Origin of the sequence: Streptomyces beihaiensis (assembly GCF_026274175.1) — a bacterium.
GTDB classification, from domain to species: Bacteria; Actinomycetota; Actinomycetes; order Streptomycetales; family Streptomycetaceae; genus Streptomyces; species Streptomyces beihaiensis.
Window position 1 is genome coordinate 1 of sequence record NZ_JAPHNL010000275.1, and the last position, 16,021, is coordinate 16,021.

Genomic DNA, 16,021 nt, shown 5'->3' on the forward strand with positions numbered 1-16,021 from the left:
GACATCGGCGGGGGTCGGGTAGACGCCGTACGGAGCCTTCGCCGCCGCCAGCTCCACCACATGCGAGACGATCTCGATCCCCGCCGTCTCCTTGAGATACGAGCGGGCGATGGCGCCCAGCGCCACCCGCGCCGCCGTCTCCCGCGCGGACGCCCGCTCCAGGATCGGACGCGCCTCGTCGAAGCCGTACTTCTGCATGCCCGCCAGATCCGCGTGGCCGGGCCGCGGCCGGGTCAGCGGGGCGTTGCGTGCCAGGTCCTCAAGGACCTCCGGATCGACCGGGTCGGCGGCCATGACCTGTTCCCACTTCGGCCACTCCGTGTTCCCGACCATCACCGCGACCGGCGAACCGAGCGTGAGACCGTGCCGCACACCACCCAGGAAGGTGACCTCGTCACGCTCGAACTTCATCCGAGCCCCGCGGCCATGGCCCAGACGCCGCCGTGCCAGGTGGTCCGCCACCATCTCCGTGGTGACCGGAACGCCGGCGGGAAGCCCCTCCAGCGTCGCCACGAGTGCGGGGCCGTGCGACTCCCCCGCCGTCAGCCAGCGCAACCTGCTCAACGGTGCTCCTCATGCTCGCGCTCTGCGTACGCCTCTGCGGGCGGGCCCCGGGTGTGCGGCCCGCGCCGCCCTGTGTCCCCGATCCTCCCATGCCGAGGGGTGCGCGCGTCTTCGGTGTCCGGCCTGCGGACCTTCGGCCGGGCGGGATTCAGCCCAGCGCCGCGCGGCCGGCCGCGCGCATCGCGTCGAGCACCGGCCGCCGGTCGCCGGTGAACTGCTCGAACTGGAAGACCGCCTGGTGGACGAGGAGGTCGAGGCCGCTGAGCACGGAGCCGCCGCGCTGCTGCCACGCGGCCGCGAGCGGTGTCGGCCACGGGTCGTAGACCACGTCGAAGAGCGTGCCCACCCGCTGCGGCAGCCGTGCCGCGAGGTCGTCGGTGGTGCCCTTCGGCGTCGTGGAGATCACCAGCGGGGCGTCGAAGGCGTGCGCGGCGTCCGCCCAGTCGGCGGTGCGCACCCGCACGCCGAGCCGGTCGCCCCATCCGCGCATCTCGTCGGCGCGACGCTCGCTGCGCACATACGCCGTCACCTCGCCGGAACAGATCCGGGAGAGCGCGGCGAGCGCGGAGGACGCGGTGGCTCCCGCGCCGAGGATCGCCGCGGACTCGGTCTTCTCGACGCCGCGTTCACGCAGCGCCGCGACGAGTCCCGGGATGTCGGTGTTGTCGCCGACGCGCCGTCCGTCGGGGCGGAGCACGACGGTGTTGACGGCCTCCACGGACCGCGCGGTGCCGGTGATCTCGTCGAGCAGCGGGATCACCGCCCGCTTCAGCGGCATCGTCAGTGACAGCCCCGCCCACTCGGGCCCGAGCCCGGCGAAGAACCCCGGCAGGGCGGCCTCGTCGATGTCGAAGCGGTCGTACGTCCAGTCGTCGAGGCCCAGCGCCGCGTACGCCGCGTTGTGCAGCTGCGGCGAGAGGGAGTGGGCGATGGGCGACCCGAGTACGGCCGCCCTGCGCTTTCCTGCCATCGGTGTCTGCTCAGTCCTTGTTCTGCTGCGCGTTCCACTCGTCGACCAGCTTCTGGTGCTCGGCGTTGGTCTTGGTGAACTTGCTGGTCTTCCCGTCCATCGAGATGAAGTAGTACCAGCCGTCGTGGGTCGGGTCGAGGGCGCCCTTGAGAGCGTCCTCACCGGGGTTGCCGATGGGCCCGGGCGGCAGGCCCTTGTGGTAGTAGGTGTTGTACGGGTTGTCGTCCTTGCGCAGCTCGGTCAGGCTCAGGTTGATCTTGCTCTGGTTCTTCACGTAGTTGTACGTGGAGTCGAACTCGAGCCTGCCGTAGGTCTGCGGGTTGTTCGGCTTGAGGCGGTTGTAGACGACCTCGGCCATCTTGCGGAAGTCGTCGTGGCTGGTGCCCTCGGCCTGGGCGAGACTGGCGACCGTGATCAGCTGCCAGGGGCCGTCGAGGCCGAGGCTCTTCGCCTTCTGCTCGACTCCGAGCTCGTCGTACATGTCGGTGGCCCGCGAGACCATGTCCTTGAGCACGGCGTCGGGCTTCTGCCCCTTGGCGACGCCGTAGCTGGAGGGGAAGAGGAAGCCTTCCAGCGGGTCCTTCGTGTGGGGGTGGTCGAGTGCCCAGTCGGGCAGGCCGAGCTTCTTGTAGTCCTTCTTCGCCGCCTTCGCCGTGGTGCCCTCGGGCACCTTCAGACGGTCGTCGATCATCTTGTAGATCTTGGCGTTGCGGGTGCCCTCGGGGATGGTGAGGTTGGCGCGGCTCTTCGGGCTGAGCAGCAGGTCGACGGCGCTCGCGGCCGACATGTGTTTTTGCAGCAGATAGGCGCCGGCCTGGATCGACTTGCCCTTCGGGTTGGACGTCTGTGCCGCGACGAAGGCGTCGACGCTCTCGACGACGCCCGCCTCCTTGAGCTGCCTGCCGATCGCGTAGCCGCCGGAGTTCTTGGCGATGACCACGGTGACGGTCTCGCCGTTGCCGTCGCCCGACCAGTCCGGGGGCGAGGCGAAACGGTCCTGGTAGAACTGGTAGCCGAAGTAGCCGACGCCGCCGACACCGGCGGCGAAGATCACCGTCAGGACGAGGCAGGCACAGCCGCTGCGGCGCTTCTTGGGCTTGCGCCCGCCGCGCCCGCGCCGGGCTCCGCGGCCGCCGTCCCGCTCGTACTCGTCGTCCTCGTCGCCGTCGTCGCCGCCCGCGAAGAACGCGTGCTCGCCCTGGTCGGGGCCCGGGTCCCAGTCCGTCTCCGGCTCAGGGTCGCGGCGCCGGCCCGGCGGCTCGGGCGGCGGGTAGGCACCGGGGGTGTCGTAGTAGTCCGGCTGTTCGCCGTTGTACGCGGCGTTCTGGCCGGTGCCGTAGGGGTCCGCGGGGTCGGCGGCGTACGGGTACTGCGCCTGGGCAGGGGCCTGACCGGTGGTGTCCCAGCCGCCCTGGGGGTACTGCTGGGAACCGTCGTAGCCCTGCTGGTCGTACATCTGCTGGCCGTAGCCCGGGTGCTGGGGCTGCTGCGGCTGCTGGCCCGTGCCCCAGTCACCGCCGTACGCCTGCTGAGGCTGGTGCTGCTGGTACGGCTGCTGCGGGTAGTACTGCCCCTGGCCGCCGTGGACAGTCTGACCGTCGCCGGTCTGCTGTCCCCATCCCTGATCGCCGTAGAGCGGGTCCTCGGGATGCCACGGTGCGGGACCTTGGCCCCGGCCATACTCAGTCATCGATCCCCTACGAGCCGCGAGGCGGGGCCGCTCCACGCTCGGGCACGGCAGCCGATCCGCCTCATGATGCTGTGCGGCGGCTGTTCGAACGCCGCCGGTCGCGCGGAACGTTACCGTATCGCGATCAGATGACCACTTCGACGCCCTCACCGGGAGCCTCGCCCGACGCCCGTTCGGACTCCAGAGCCTGCTGCAGAATGACGACGGCCGCGGCCTGATCGATGACAGAGCGGCCCTTTTTGGACTTCACGCCCGAGGCGCGCAGCCCCTGGCTCGCCGTGACTGTGGTCATCCTCTCGTCGATGAGCCGCACCGGGACCGGCGCGATGCCGCGGGCGAGCTCCTGGGTGAAGCTGCGGACCTTGGCGGCCGCCGGGCCCTCGCCACCCTTGAGGGAGCGGGGCAGGCCGACGACCACCTCGATCGGCTCGTACTCCTCGACGAGTTGACGCAGTCGCCGGTGGGCGGCCGGGACGTCACGCCCCGGCACCGTCTCGACCGGGGTGGCGAGAATCCCGTCGGGGTCGCAGGACGCGACCCCGATCCGGGCGTCCCCGACGTCGATCGCCAGGCGGCGGCCTCTGCGCATCAGCCGGCCGTCTCCGCGACGAGGCGCTCCACGGCGTCGATGGCGTCGCCGACGGCGGCCGGGTTCTGGCCGCCGCCCTGGGCGACGTCCGGCTTGCCGCCGCCACCGCCACCGAGCGTCTTGGCGGCGGAACGGACCAGGTCACCGGCCTTGAGGCCGCGCTCGCGGGCGGCTTCGTTGGTGGCGATGACCGTGAGCGGCTTGCCGCCCACGGTGGTGAACAGGGCGACGACCGCGGCGCGGCCGCCCTGGATGCGGCCCCGGACGTCGAGGACCAGCTTGCGCAGGTCGTCGGCGCTCGTGCCGTCCGGGACCTGGCCGGTGACGACGGCGATGCCGCGGACGTCCTTGGCGGAGTCGACGAGACCGGCGGCGGCCTGGAGTACCTTCTCCGCCCGGAACTTCTCGATCTCCTTCTCGGCGTCCTTCAGCTTGCCGAGCATCGTGGAGATCTTCTCCGGCAGTTCCTCGGCGCGGCCCTTGACCAGCTCCTGGAGCTGGGCGACGACCGTGTGCTCCCTGGCGAGGAAGTTGTACGCGTCGACGCCGACCAGGGCCTCGATGCGGCGCACGCCGGAGCCGATGGACGACTCGCCGAGCAGCTTGACCAGGCCGAGCTGGGCGGTGTTGTGCACGTGGGTGCCGCCGCACAGCTCCTTGGAGAAGTCGCCGATGGTGACGACACGGACGCGCTCGCCGTACTTCTCGCCGAACTCGGCGATGGCGCCCTGCTTCTTGGCGTCCTCGATGCCCATGACCTCGGCCTGGACGTCGAGTTCGCGGGCGAGCACCTCGTTGATCTTCTGCTCGACGTCCGTCATCACGGTCGTCGGCACGGCCGAAGGCGAGCCGAAGTCGAAGCGGAAGCGGCCCGGCTGGTTCTCCGAACCGGCCTGGGCGGCCGTCGGGCCGAGCGCGTCACGCAGCGCCTGGTGGGTGAGGTGGGTGGCGGAGTGGGCGCGGGCGATGGCGCGGCGCCGGGTCACGTCGATGACGGCCTGGGCCGGGGCCCCGACGGTGACCTCGCCGACCTGGACGACGCCCTTGTGGACGTAGACGCCCGGGACCGGCTTCTGGCAGTCGCGGACCTCCACGACCGCCCCGTTGTCGAGCTTGATGCGGCCGGTGTCGCCGATCTGGCCGCCGCCCTCGGCGTAGAAGGGGGTGCGGTCGAGGACGACCTCGACCTCGTCGCCCTCGGTGGCGGCCGGGGACGAGACACCGTTCACCAGCAGGCCGACGACGCGGGACTCGCCCTGGGTGTCGGTGTAGCCGATGAAGTCGGTGGCACCGGCGGCGTCCGCGATCTCCCGGTAGGCGCCCAGGTCGGCGTGGCCGGTCTTCTTGGCCTGGGCGTCGGCCTTGGCGCGCTCCCGCTGCTCCTTCATCAGGCGGCGGAAGCCGTCCTCGTCCACGGTCAGGCCCTGCTCGGCGGCCATCTCCAGGGTGAGGTCGATCGGGAAGCCCCAGGTGTCGTGGAGCAGGAACGCCTGGTCGCCGGGGAGGACCGTCTTGCCGGCGGCCTTGGTCTCGGTGACGGCGGTGTCGAGGATGTTGGTGCCGCCCCTGAGGGCCTTGAGGAAGGCGGCCTCCTCGGCGAGGGCGACGGCCTCGATGCGCTTGCGGTCGGTGATCAGCTCCGGGTACTGCTGCCCCATCGTCTTGATGACGACGTCGAGCAGCTCGCCGACGACCGGCCCGGTGGCGCCGAGGATGCGCATATTGCGGATGGCGCGGCGCATGATGCGGCGCAGTACGTAGCCACGGCCCTCGTTGCCCGGCGTGACGCCGTCGCCGATGAGCATCGTCGACGTACGCAGGTGGTCGGCGACGACGCGCAGCGAGACGTCCGTGTCGTGCTTGTCGCCGTAGCGCACGCCCGTGAGCTCGGTGGCCTTGTCGATGACGACGCGCAGGGTGTCGGTCTCGTACATGTTCTGCACGCCCTGCAGGATCATGGCGAGACGTTCGAGGCCGAGGCCGGTGTCGATGTTCTTGCTCGGCAGGTCGCCGAGGATCTCGAAGTCCTCCTTGCCGATACCGGCGCCCCGCTCGTACTGCATGAAGACCAGGTTCCAGATCTCCACGTACCGCTCGTCGTTGACGGCGGGGCCGCCCTCGGCGCCGAACTCGGGGCCACGGTCGTAGTTGATCTCGGAGCACGGACCGCACGGGCCCGGCACGCCCATGGACCAGAAGTTGTCCTTCTTGCCCAGGCGCTGGATGCGCTCGGCGGGCACGCCGACGACGTCCTTCCAGATGTTCTCGGCCTCGTCGTCGTCCTGGTAGACGGTGATCCAGAGCTTCTCCGGGTCCAGGCCGTAGCCGCCCTGGTCCTGGGCGGAGGTGAGCAGCTCCCAGGCCAGCTTGATGGCGCCTTCCTTGAAGTAGTCACCGAAGGAGAAGTTGCCGCACATCTGGAAGAACGTGCCGTGGCGGGTGGTCTTGCCGACCTCTTCGATGTCCGGGGTGCGCACGCATTTCTGCACGGACGTGGCGCGCGGGGCGGGCGGCTTGACCTCACCGAGGAAGTACGGCTTGAACGGGACCATGCCCGCGTTCACCAGCAGCAGAGTCGGGTCGTCCGCGATGAGCGACGCCGAGGGCACGACCTTGTGGCCACGCTCCTCGAAGAAGCTCAGCCAGCGGCGACGGATTTCAGCCGACTCCATCAGTGGTCCTCATTCCGGTTGTTGTGCGGGTCGTGGTGCGGGGCCCTCGAGACCTCGGTGGCCTCGAGGTACTTCGGTTGCTCGGTCTTGAAGGTGTTCTCGACGGCCGCGAAGCGGCGCTGCGCGGGCAGCGCTCCGATCTCGGCGTCCACCGGGTCGTTCAGGCCCAGCGCGTCACCGAGTTCGGCCTCGCGCTCGGCCATGTTGTCGCGGACGTCGAGGGCGAAGTCCTTGAGCCGGTGGCCCGCCTCGACCGCCTTGTTCGCGGCCTGCGCGGCGAGGCTCTCCGGGGTCAGCTGCCTGAGCTTCCGGTTGACCTTGGTGGTGGCCCACACGCCGGCGGCGGCGCCCGCGGTGAACCAGAACGTACGGCGGAACATCGCTCGGTTCAGTCCCTCGAATTCCGGTCGGTCCTGTTGGTCCGGGCGGCGCGATCGCTCCGCCCCGCACGGCGCGCGCCCGGGACCGTGCGGCCCACGATCACGGTACGTCGCCGCTGCTTGGCGGGCACGTCCTTATTGCGGCCGCCGATGGCCCTGCGCACCCCGTAGCCGAAGGCGGCCACCTTGACCAGCGGCCCGCCGAAGGTGGAGGCCACGGTCGAGGAGAGCGCCGACGCGTTCGACGTGACTTCCTGGACGTCCGAGGCGATCGAGTCGACCCGGTCGATCTGGGTCTGCGCGGAGCGTACGGCGGTGGAGGCGTCGGCGAGAAGCGGGACGGCCTGCTCTGTCACGTCGGCGACCAGTTTGGTGGTGGCCCGCAGCGTCTGGGCGAGCCGCGCGAGCGCGACCGCGAGAAACGAGACCAGGATCGCCCAGAACACGGCCACCAGGATCCCGGCCACCTCGCCACCGGACACGTGTGCACCGCCCCTTGCTTGTCACTGGCTCGAGAAGTCGTCCCATGAGCCTATCGCGCCGGACCACGGGCTCCGTACCGGATTCGACGCGCGCGCGGGAGCGGTCGCCGGGCGGCCGGATCGACCAGGCCGATTGTACGGAGTGCGTACAACTGGGTACGCTCCGTGCCCTATGCGACGCACTTCGCGCCCCCACTCCCTCACGGCCGCTCCCCCGCGCCCCGGCAACCTCCCCCATGAACTGAACCGTTTCGTCGGGCGGTCCGCGGAGCTCGCCGCCTTCGACTGCGCGCTGTCGGCGACGCGCCTGGTCACCGTCACCGGCTCCGGCGGCGTCGGCAAGTCCAGGCTCGTCGCGCACGCGCTCGCCCGGACCGCCGCCGACGCGGCGCCCGCGGACGGGGTGTGGCGGGTGGAGCTCGCCCCGGTCCGCCGGGAGGAACTCGTCGAGCACGCCGTCGTGGAGGCGCTCGGTCTGACCGACCACACACCGCGCCCGCCGCGCCAGGTTCTCGTGGACCATCTCGCGGAGCGCAGGCTGCTGCTCGTCGTGGACGGCTTCGAGCACCTGGTCGACGCGTGCGCCGCGCTGTTACGGGACCTGCTGCGCGCGGCACCGGGCCTGCGCGTGGTCGCCGTCGGACGCAGGCCGCTGGCCCTGGAGGGCGAGCGGCTGTTCCCGCTGGCCCCGCTGACGGCCGCGGACGCGGTGGAACTGTTCGCCGACCGGGCGGCCGCGCTGCTGCCCGGCTTCGACCTGGACGACGGCTGCCGGGACGACGTCCTCGAGGTCTGCCGCCGCCTCGACTGCCTGCCGCTGTCGGTGGAACTGGCGGCGGGGCGGTTGCGGGCGCTGTCGCCCCGCCGTCTGCTCGAACGGCTCGACGACCGGTTCCGGCTGCTCACGGGCGGCGGCCGGGACGCGCTGCCGCGCCACCAGACACTGCGTACGACGATCGGCTGGAGCCATGAGCTGTGCACGCCGGCGGAGCGGCTGCTGTGGGCGCGGCTCTCGGTGTTCTGCGGCCCGTTCGACCTGGAGGCGGCCGAGTACGTGTGCAGTGGCGAGGACCTTCCCGCGGACACGGTCCTTGACACGCTCGACGAGCTCCTCGCCCAGTCCGTGGTGGCGCGCGAGGAGACCCCGGCCGGGGTGCGCTACCGGATGCTGGACACGGTGCGCGCGTACGGCGCCGAGTGGCTGGCCGGCATCGGCGACCAAGGCCGCATGCAAAGCCGGCACCGGGACTGGTACCTGGGCATGGCCACCTGGTGCGAGCTGGAGTGGTTCTCGCCGCGGCAGAGCGCGGTGGCGGCCCGGGTCGAAGCGGAGCTGCCCAATCTGCGGGCCGCTCTGGAGTTCTGCCTGACGGAGCCGGGCCAGACGCATCTCGGCCAGTATCTGGCGGGCACCTTGTGGTTCTACTGGTCGGGCTGCGGCCGCCTCTCGGAGGGGCGGCACTGGCTGGACCGCAGCATCGCCCTGGACCGCGGCGACGCCGATGGCGACGAGGAGGCGGGTCACGGCGAGGCGGGCGGTCAGGGCGAGCACGGCGGCGCACGGCTCAAGGCACTGTGGGTGCTCGGCTACGTGGCGATCCTCCAGGGCGACACCGTGCCCGCACTGGCGGCGCTCCAGGAGTGCCACGACGCGGCGGAGCGCGGCGGCGACGCCACTGCGCTCGCGTACGCCGTGCACCGCACCGGGTGTCTGGCGCTGGTCACGGACGACCTGCCGCGCGCGGAGCGGCTGCTGCGGGACGCGCTCGTGCGCTACCGGGAGATCGGCGAGCTGAACAGCAACGTCCTGATGGGCCAGGTCGAGCTGGCGATGACGGTGGCGTTCCGGGGCGATCTGGCCCAGGCCGCGGCGCTGTGCGAGGACGTGCGGCAGGTGTGCGAGGACCACGGGGAGCGCTGGACCCTCGCGTACGCGCTCTATGTGCTCGCGTACGCGGACTGGGCCGAGGGCCGGCTCGCGCGTGCCCGTGCGCTGCTGGAGCGGTGTCTGGCGATCGACCACGAGTTCCACGACCTGCTCGGCACGGTGCTCGCCGTCGAGCTGCTCGCGCTGGTCACGGTGGCCGAGGGGGACGCCGCGGAGGCCGCGGTGCTGCAGGGCGCGGCAGCGCGGATCTGGCCGTCGGTGGGCCTGCCGTTGTTCGGTTCCGCCCACTACAACGCGCCGCACGCGCTGTGCGAGGCGAAGGCCCGCGAGGCGCTGGGCGACGCGCGGTTCGAGGAGCTGACGCGGGCGGGTGAGCGGCTCGGCCACGACGAGGCGGTGTCCCGGGCGCTGCGCAACGCGAACCCGCCGCCTCCCCGACCGCGAGCGGTGGGGAGACGGCGGGCTGAGACGCAGGTGGTACTACATCCGCTCTCCGCTGAGGGAGATCCCGGTACGGGAGGTCAGCGGGCGTAGTACTCGACGACGAGCTGCTCGTCGCAGACCACGGGGATCTCCTTGCGGTTCGGGTCACGGTCCAGGCGGAAGGCCAGGGCCTTCAGGTTGACCTGGAGGTAACGCGGGGTCTCGCCCTCGGGGGCGAAGCCGCCCTCACGCGCGACCTGGAACAGCGGCTTGTTGCGGCTGCGCTCGCGGACCATCACGACGTCGTCGGGACGGACACGGAACGAGGGCTTGTCGACCTTCTGGCCGTTGACCTCGATGTGGCCGTGGACGACCATCTGCCGGGCCTGGTAGATGGTGCGGGCGATGCCCGAACGCAGCACCAGGGCGTCGAGGCGACGCTCGAGCTCGACGACGAGCGCCTCACCCGTCTTGCCCTCGACCTTCTTGGCGCGGTCGTAGGCGCGGGCGAGCTGCTTCTCGCTGATGTCGTACTGGGCGCGCAGACGCTGCTTCTCGAGCAGGCGGACCTTGTAGTCCGAGTTCTGCTTGCGGCCGCGGCCGTGCTCGCCCGGCGGGTAGGGGCGGGCCTCGAAGTACTTGACGGCCTTGGGGGTCAGCGCGATGCCGAGGGCACGCGACTTCTTGACCTTGGGGCGGGACTGGTTCGCCATGGAACCGACACCTCATGTTTCTGATCTGAATACGGCTTCACCAGGGTTTCGGGAGGTCGCATCCGCAGCCCGGGAAACCCACGTCGTCCTGACGGACGGGTGGGCAGCCGCTCCCAGGTCTGGGCACATACGTGCAGCACGCGAGTGGCCCACCGGCCGCTTCCCGGGTCCTCACGGAACCGGGGCGGTGGCGGGCTGCCCGCGACACCTTTCGACGGTGCGCGACGCTCCTGGATCCCCTGTGCCTCGCGGTTCGGGGGATCCGGCTGGATGTCTCGCTCTGGTGTCGCCCGTCTCCCTTTCGGGATGTCGGGCACGAGACGCAGCGCTGCGGGGAGTCTACCGGATGCGGCGCAGTGGCCCGAACCCGCCTCGGCTCCCGCGCGTGCGGGAGCCCACCCGGTGACACAGCCGCCCCGGGCGGGCGCTCATCCGCCCCCTTCGCCCCGCAACCGCTCACGCACCCGCTCCACCACGTCGGCGTACCTGGCCTCCGCCCCGTACCGGGTGGGCCGGTAGTACCGGCGGCCGGCGATCGCGTCGGGCGCGTACTGCTGCGCCGCGATCCCGCCGGGCACGTCGTGCGGATACACGTAGCCCTGGGCGTGGCCGAGCTTGGCGGCGCCCTTGTAGTGGCCGTCGCGCAGGTGTGGCGGCACGGGTCCGGCCAGGCCGCCGCGGACGTCCTCCATGGCGGCGCCGATCGCGGTGGTGGCGGCGTTGGACTTGGGTGCGAGTGCCAGCGCGATCGTGGCGTGGCTGAGGGTGAGCGCCGCCTCGGGAAAGCCGATCATGGCGACGGCCTGGGCGGCGGCGACCGCGGTGGGCAGCGCCGTGGGGTCGGCGAGGCCGATGTCCTCGCTCGCCGAGATCATCAGGCGGCGGGCGATGAACCGCGGGTCCTCGCCCGCTTCGATCATGCGCGCCAGATAGTGCAGCGCCGCGTCCACGTCCGAGCCGCGGATCGATTTGATCAGGGCACTGGCGACGTCGTAGTGCTGGTCGCCGTCCCGGTCGTACGTCACCGCCGCGCGGTTGACCGACTCCTCGACGCTCTCGAGGGTGATGGTCTCCTCGCCCTTGTCGATGGCCGCCCCCGCCGCGGCCTCCAGTGCGGTCAGGGCGCGGCGGGCGTCGCCGCCGGCGACGCGCAGCAGGTGTTCCTCGGCGTCCGCGTCCAGGGTGAGGGCTCCGGCCAGGCCCCGCTCCTCGGTGAGCGCCCGTGCGAGCAGCCCGCGCAGGTCGTCGTCGGTGAGCGGTTCGAGGGTGAGCAGGAGGGAGCGGGAGAGCAGCGGCGAGATCACCGAGAAGTACGGGTTCTCCGTGGTCGCCGCGATCAGCGTGACCCAGCGGTTCTCCACCGCGGGCAGCAGCGAGTCCTGCTGGGCCTTGCTGAAGCGGTGGATCTCGTCGAGGAAGAGGACGGTCTCCTTGCCGTGCCCGCCCATCGCGCGCCGGGCGCCCTCGATGACGGAGCGGACCTCCTTGACTCCCGCGGTGATCGCGGAGAGCTCGACGAACCGCTTGTTCGTGGCCTTGGAGACGACGTACGCCAGCGTCGTCTTGCCGATGCCGGGCGGGCCCCAGAGGATCACCGAGGAGGCTCCGGCGGGTCCGGCGCCGCCCTCGCCGACCAGTCGGCGCAGCGGCGATCCGCGCCCCAGCAGATGCTGCTGACCGACGACCTCGTCGAGGGTGCGCGGGCGCATCCGGACCGCCAGGGGACTGGCGGACGGGTCCTTCTCCTGGCGGTCTTCGGCAGCGGCGGTGAACAGGTCGGGCTCCACGTCGAAAACCCTATGTCACCCCACTGACAACGCCCCCCGGGCCCGGTCGGGCCCGGGTCGGCGGGTCCCGGTCAGGCCCAGAGCTTGTCGCCCCAGCGCGTGAAGATCAGGACGACGATGATGCCGATGTGCAGGACGGGCACGGCCCAGGTGAAGTCCTCGAAGAAGGTCTTCAGCCAGCGCGGCGACGGCAGGAACCCGTGGCGGATGTTGAAGGATGTGACATACCAGAACATCAGGATGGTGGCGACCCACGCCAGGGAGCACCACAGGCACAGCGCGTTGATCCGGTACAGGGACTCGAACTGCAGCCACGAGACGAAGCAGACGCCGAACAGGCAGCCCGCGTTGAACGTCAGCCAGTACCAGCGCGGGAAGCGGGCACCGGTGAGCAGGCTCATGCCGACGCAGATCACGATCCCATAGGCGACAAGGCCCAGCATCGGGTTGGGGAAGCCGAAGACGGACGCCTGGGCGCTCTTCATGATGTCGCCGCAGGAGATGACCGGGTTGATGGAACAACCGGGCTGGAAGTGCGGGTTCTCCGCGAGCTTGATCTTGTCGATCGTGATGACCCACGCGGCGAGCAGCCCCGCCGCCCCGGTGATCACCAGGAGCAGTGCGAAGGCGCGGCTGCCGCCGCGGGCGGTCGGGGCCGGGCCCGCGGGGCCGGTGCCGTGGGTGACGCTGTCGCTTGCTGAGGTCGTCTGGCTCATCACGCCGATCCATAGGTGAGTGGTCTGGGGCCCGCGGGCAGGGCCATTCTGCCGCACGGACCCCGGTGCTCACCGTTGGTTGTGGATAAGCGTGACCTCGGGCGGGATCAGCCGGCCAGGCGGCGTGTGAGCTCGGCCACAACCTCGTCGACCGCGACCGCGTCCTGCTCGCCCGACTCCATGTCCTTGACCTGGACGACGCCTTCGGCGAGGTCCCGCTCGCCCGCGACGAGCGCGTACCGCGCCCCCGACCGGTTGGCGTTCTTCATGGCGCCCTTGAGGCCCTTGCCGCCGAAGGAGAAGTCGGCCGAGACCCCGGCCTTGCGCAGCTCGGTCACCTTGGCGAACAGCACGCGCCGTGCCTCGTCGCCGAGCGGCACCGCGAACACGCTGGTCGCGGCGGGCAGTTCGAGCTCGACGCCCTCGGCCTGCAGGGCGAGCACGGTCCGGTCGACGCCGAGGGCCCAGCCGACGGACGGCAGGGAGGGGCCGCCGATCATCTCGGACAGCCCGTCGTAGCGGCCGCCGCCGCCCACCGCGGACTGCGAGCCGAGGCCGTCGTGGACGAACTCGAAGGTCGTACGGGTGTAGTAGTCGAGGCCGCGGACCAGCTTCGGGTCGTCCTCGTAGACGACGCCCTCGGCGGTCAGCAGTTCGCGCACCTGCTCGTGGTACGCCTTGCACCCGTCGCACAGGTAGTCGCGCAGCAGGGGTGCGTCGGTGAGCTGCTTCTGCACGTCCGGCCGCTTGTCGTCGAGGACGCGCAGCGGGTTGATCTCGGCGCGGCGCAGCGTGTCCTCGTCGAGGTCGAGGCCGCGCAGGAAGTCCTGCAGGGCGGCCCGGTAGACGGGGCGGCACTCCTTGTCGCCGAGCGAGTTCAGCAGGATACGGAAGTTCCTGAGGCCCAGCGAGCGGTACGCCTGGTCGGCCAGGATGATCAGCTCGGCGTCCAGGACCGGGTCCTCGGCGCCGATGGCCTCGGCTCCGACCTGCGAGAAGTGGCGGTAGCGGCCCTTCTGCGGGCGCTCGTAGCGGTAGTACGAGCCCGAGTACCAGAGCTTGACCGGGAGGTTGCCCGCCTTGTGGAGGTTGGCCTCCAGGGCGGCGCGCAGCACGGAGGCGGTGCCCTCGGGGCGCAGCGCCAGCTTGTCGCCGCCCTTGGTCTCGAAGGCGTACATCTCCTTGGTGACGATGTCGGTGGACTCGCCGACACCGCGCGCGAACAGCTCGACGTTCTCGAAGCCCGGCGTCTCGACGTATCCGTAGCCGGAGCGGCGCAGCGGCGCGGCGATCGCCTCGCGCACCGCGAGGTAGGTGGCGGAGTCGGGGGGCAGGAGGTCGTAGGTGCCCTTGGGGGCCTGGAAGGTACTCACGGGAAGAGTCTCGTCACATTCCTCGTCGGGGAGCCTCGGTGGAGGCTTCCTGGCCGGCGGCCACCTGCCGCAGATACGGGTTGGTGGCGCGTTCCCGGCCGATGGTCGTCTGGGGGCCGTGTCCGGACAGCACCACGGTCGAGTCGTCGAGCGGCAGGCACACGCGGGCCAGCGATTCGACCATGTCGTCCATGGAGCCACCGGGAAGGTCGGTGCGTCCGACGGAGCCGGCGAAGAGCAGATCGCCCGAGAAGAACACCGACGGGATGTCGGCGCCGGCGGGGGCCTCGGGCATCTGGAAGGTCACCGACCCCTTGGTATGGCCCGGGGCGTGGGCGACGGAGAAGTCGAGCCCGGCCAGCTTCAGGGCGGCGCCGTCGGTCAGCTCCCGCACGTCGTCCGGCTCCCCCACGGTGAGCTCGCCCATGAGCGGCATGCCGATGGTGCGGCCGATGCCCTTCTCCGGGTCGCTCATCATGTAGCGGTCGGACGGGTGGATCCACGCGGGCACGTCGTGCGCGCCGCAGACCGGCACGACCGAGGCGACATGGTCGATGTGCCCGTGGGTGAGGATCACGGCGGCCGGCTTGAGCCGGTGCTTCTTCAGCGCGTCCTCGACTCCCTGGGCGGCCTGGTGGCCCGGGTCGATGATCACGCACTCCTCGCCTGCGGCGGGGGCGACCAGGTAACAGTTGGTGCCCCAGGCCCCGGCCGGGAACCCGGCAATCAGCACGATCGTCCTTCGTGTGTCGTCGTAACAGTGGAATGCGGCAGTTCAGAGCCTACCGGCGCTGCCGATTCCACAGCGAACCCATATACGGTACGGGGCACCAGCCCACGGCCCGTAACCACGGTCACGACACGTACGAGGAGAAGACCCGGTGGTCAGCAAGGATCAGCGGCAGCGTCAGCTCGCCCGGGAGAAGTTCCTGCGCCAGCAGCAGCGGCGCGAGGCGGCGCGGCGCAAGGCCCGCATGCGCAACACCGTGATCGCCTCGGTGGTCGCGGTCGCCCTGCTCGGCGCGGGCGGCGCGTACGCCGCCGGGGCCTTCAAGAGCGACAGCAAGGACAAGACGGACACGGCGGGCGCGAGCGCGACGCCGAGCCCGACGGCCTCCAAGGGCCCCGACCCGTGCGCCAAGCCCGCCGCGGGCAAGGCGAAGTCGGCGACCTGGAAGAAGGAGCCGGCGATGACGATCGACAAGTCGGCGTCCTACACGATGAAGCTCGCCACGACGTGCGGTGACATCGACATCGCCCTGAAGGCGAAGGCCGCGCCGCACACGGTGAACTCGTTCGACTACCTCGCGGGCAAGGGCTTCTTCGACCACACCAAGTGCCACCGCCTGACCACCCAGGGCATCTACGTGCTGCAGTGCGGCGACCCGACGGGCACCGGCCAGGGCGGTCCCGGCTACACGATCCCGGACGAGAACCTGAAGGACTCCTCGCTGAAGAAGGCGAAGAAGGTCCAGGGCACGCAGCTGTACACGTACCCGGCGGGCACCGTCGCGATGGCCAACACCGGCCAGAAGCACTCCGGCGGCAGCCAGTTCTTCCTCGTGTACAAGGACAGCGAACTCCCGGCCACCTACACCCCGTTCGGCACCATCTCGGACTCGGGCATGAAGGTCCTGAAGAAGATCGCCAAGGCGGGTGCGCAGCCCGCGGACCAGACGGGCAACACGGCGCCGAACGCGACCGTGGTGATCAACAAGGCGACGGTGACCAAGTCCTGACGTCGTGCCCCGCTGTGACCCGTAGAACGCCAAAT

At 70.9% G+C, this 16,021-nt stretch carries 14 protein-coding genes; 2 read left to right on the top strand and 12 right to left on the bottom strand.

The window, feature by feature from the left end; translation table 11 throughout:
• The 7 genes from OFY01_RS22775 to OFY01_RS22805 all read right to left on the bottom strand — a co-directional run.
• A partial coding sequence (locus tag OFY01_RS22775; protein ID WP_266602827.1) for a chorismate synthase occupies positions 1-564 on the bottom strand: 564 nt, incomplete at its 3' end.
• Positions 565-712: 148 nt separating this feature from the next.
• Positions 713-1,534, bottom strand: coding sequence for a shikimate dehydrogenase (locus OFY01_RS22780; protein ID WP_266602829.1), 822 nt, complete (start codon positions 1,532-1,534; stop codon positions 713-715).
• Between the two features lie 10 nt (positions 1,535-1,544).
• Complete coding sequence (gene mltG / locus OFY01_RS22785; protein ID WP_266602831.1) at positions 1,545-3,224, bottom strand: endolytic transglycosylase MltG; 1,680 nt, start codon at positions 3,222-3,224, stop codon at positions 1,545-1,547.
• Positions 3,225-3,348: 124 nt separating this feature from the next.
• Positions 3,349-3,813: a Holliday junction resolvase RuvX gene (gene ruvX, locus OFY01_RS22790; protein ID WP_266602833.1), complete on the bottom strand. Its 465-nt coding sequence runs from the start codon at positions 3,811-3,813 to the stop codon at positions 3,349-3,351.
• Entirely contained in the window at positions 3,813-6,485 is a 2,673-nt protein-coding gene (gene alaS, locus OFY01_RS22795; RefSeq protein WP_266602835.1) for an alanine--tRNA ligase, read from the bottom strand. The genes ruvX and alaS overlap by 1 nt, the downstream gene beginning before the upstream one ends.
• Positions 6,485-6,865, bottom strand: a complete 381-nt coding sequence (locus OFY01_RS22800) for a DUF6167 family protein (RefSeq protein WP_266602837.1) — start codon at positions 6,863-6,865, stop codon at positions 6,485-6,487. Before OFY01_RS22800 ends, alaS begins: the two co-directional genes overlap by 1 nt.
• Positions 6,866-6,873: 8 nt before the next feature.
• Positions 6,874-7,347, bottom strand: coding sequence for a DUF948 domain-containing protein (locus OFY01_RS22805; protein ID WP_266602839.1), 474 nt, complete (start codon positions 7,345-7,347; stop codon positions 6,874-6,876).
• A gap of 172 nt (positions 7,348-7,519) precedes the next feature.
• Between OFY01_RS22805 and OFY01_RS22810 the strand changes: the two genes are divergently transcribed.
• Positions 7,520-9,769 (top strand): ATP-binding protein, encoded by a 2,250-nt coding sequence (locus OFY01_RS22810; protein WP_266602841.1) that lies wholly within the window; start codon positions 7,520-7,522, stop codon positions 9,767-9,769.
• On the opposite strand, the gene rpsD is transcribed toward OFY01_RS22810, so the two are convergent.
• The 5 genes from rpsD to OFY01_RS22835 all read right to left on the bottom strand — a co-directional run bounded on the left by rpsD (position 9,757) and on the right by OFY01_RS22835 (position 14,980).
• Positions 9,757-10,371, bottom strand: coding sequence for a 30S ribosomal protein S4 (rpsD, locus tag OFY01_RS22815; RefSeq protein WP_266602843.1), 615 nt, complete (start codon positions 10,369-10,371; stop codon positions 9,757-9,759). The two genes, OFY01_RS22810 and rpsD, sit on opposite strands and share 13 nt — an antisense overlap.
• Before the next feature lie 428 nt (positions 10,372-10,799).
• Positions 10,800-12,158, bottom strand: coding sequence for a replication-associated recombination protein A (locus OFY01_RS22820; protein WP_266602845.1), 1,359 nt, complete (start codon positions 12,156-12,158; stop codon positions 10,800-10,802).
• Between the two features lie 71 nt (positions 12,159-12,229).
• Positions 12,230-12,874, bottom strand: a complete 645-nt coding sequence (locus OFY01_RS22825) for a vitamin K epoxide reductase family protein (RefSeq protein ID WP_266602846.1) — start codon at positions 12,872-12,874, stop codon at positions 12,230-12,232.
• Between the two features lie 107 nt (positions 12,875-12,981).
• On the bottom strand, positions 12,982-14,247 hold the full coding sequence (gene hisS / locus OFY01_RS22830) for a histidine--tRNA ligase (RefSeq protein ID WP_266602847.1): 1,266 nt from the start codon (positions 14,245-14,247) through the stop codon (positions 12,982-12,984).
• A gap of 13 nt (positions 14,248-14,260) precedes the next feature.
• A complete protein-coding gene (locus OFY01_RS22835; protein WP_266602848.1) occupies positions 14,261-14,980 on the bottom strand; it encodes an MBL fold metallo-hydrolase in 720 nt (239 codons plus the stop codon).
• A 148-nt stretch (positions 14,981-15,128) separates the two neighbouring features.
• Here OFY01_RS22835 and OFY01_RS22840 point away from each other — a divergent pair, with 148 nt between their 5' ends.
• Positions 15,129-15,986 (top strand): peptidylprolyl isomerase, encoded by an 858-nt coding sequence (locus OFY01_RS22840; RefSeq protein WP_266602850.1) that lies wholly within the window; start codon positions 15,129-15,131, stop codon positions 15,984-15,986.
• Positions 15,987-16,021: the final 35 nt, after the last annotated feature.

Bases quoted from the DNA above. Each gene is read 5' to 3' on its own strand.
- OFY01_RS22780 (WP_266602829.1), bottom strand. From the start codon at position 1,534: ATGGCAGGAAAGCGCAGGGCGGCCGTACTCGGGTCGCCCATCGCCCAC.
- mltG (WP_266602831.1), bottom strand. From the start codon at position 3,224: ATGACTGAGTATGGCCGGGGCCAAGGTCCCGCACCGTGGCATCCCGAG.
- ruvX (WP_266602833.1), bottom strand. From the start codon at position 3,813: ATGCGCAGAGGCCGCCGCCTGGCGATCGACGTCGGGGACGCCCGGATC.
- alaS (WP_266602835.1), bottom strand. From the start codon at position 6,485: ATGGAGTCGGCTGAAATCCGTCGCCGCTGGCTGAGCTTCTTCGAGGAG.
- OFY01_RS22800 (WP_266602837.1), bottom strand. From the start codon at position 6,865: ATGTTCCGCCGTACGTTCTGGTTCACCGCGGGCGCCGCCGCCGGCGTG.
- OFY01_RS22810 (WP_266602841.1), top strand. From the start codon at position 7,520: ATGCGACGCACTTCGCGCCCCCACTCCCTCACGGCCGCTCCCCCGCGC.
- rpsD (WP_266602843.1), bottom strand. From the start codon at position 10,371: ATGGCGAACCAGTCCCGCCCCAAGGTCAAGAAGTCGCGTGCCCTCGGC.
- OFY01_RS22825 (WP_266602846.1), bottom strand. From the start codon at position 12,874: ATGAGCCAGACGACCTCAGCAAGCGACAGCGTCACCCACGGCACCGGC.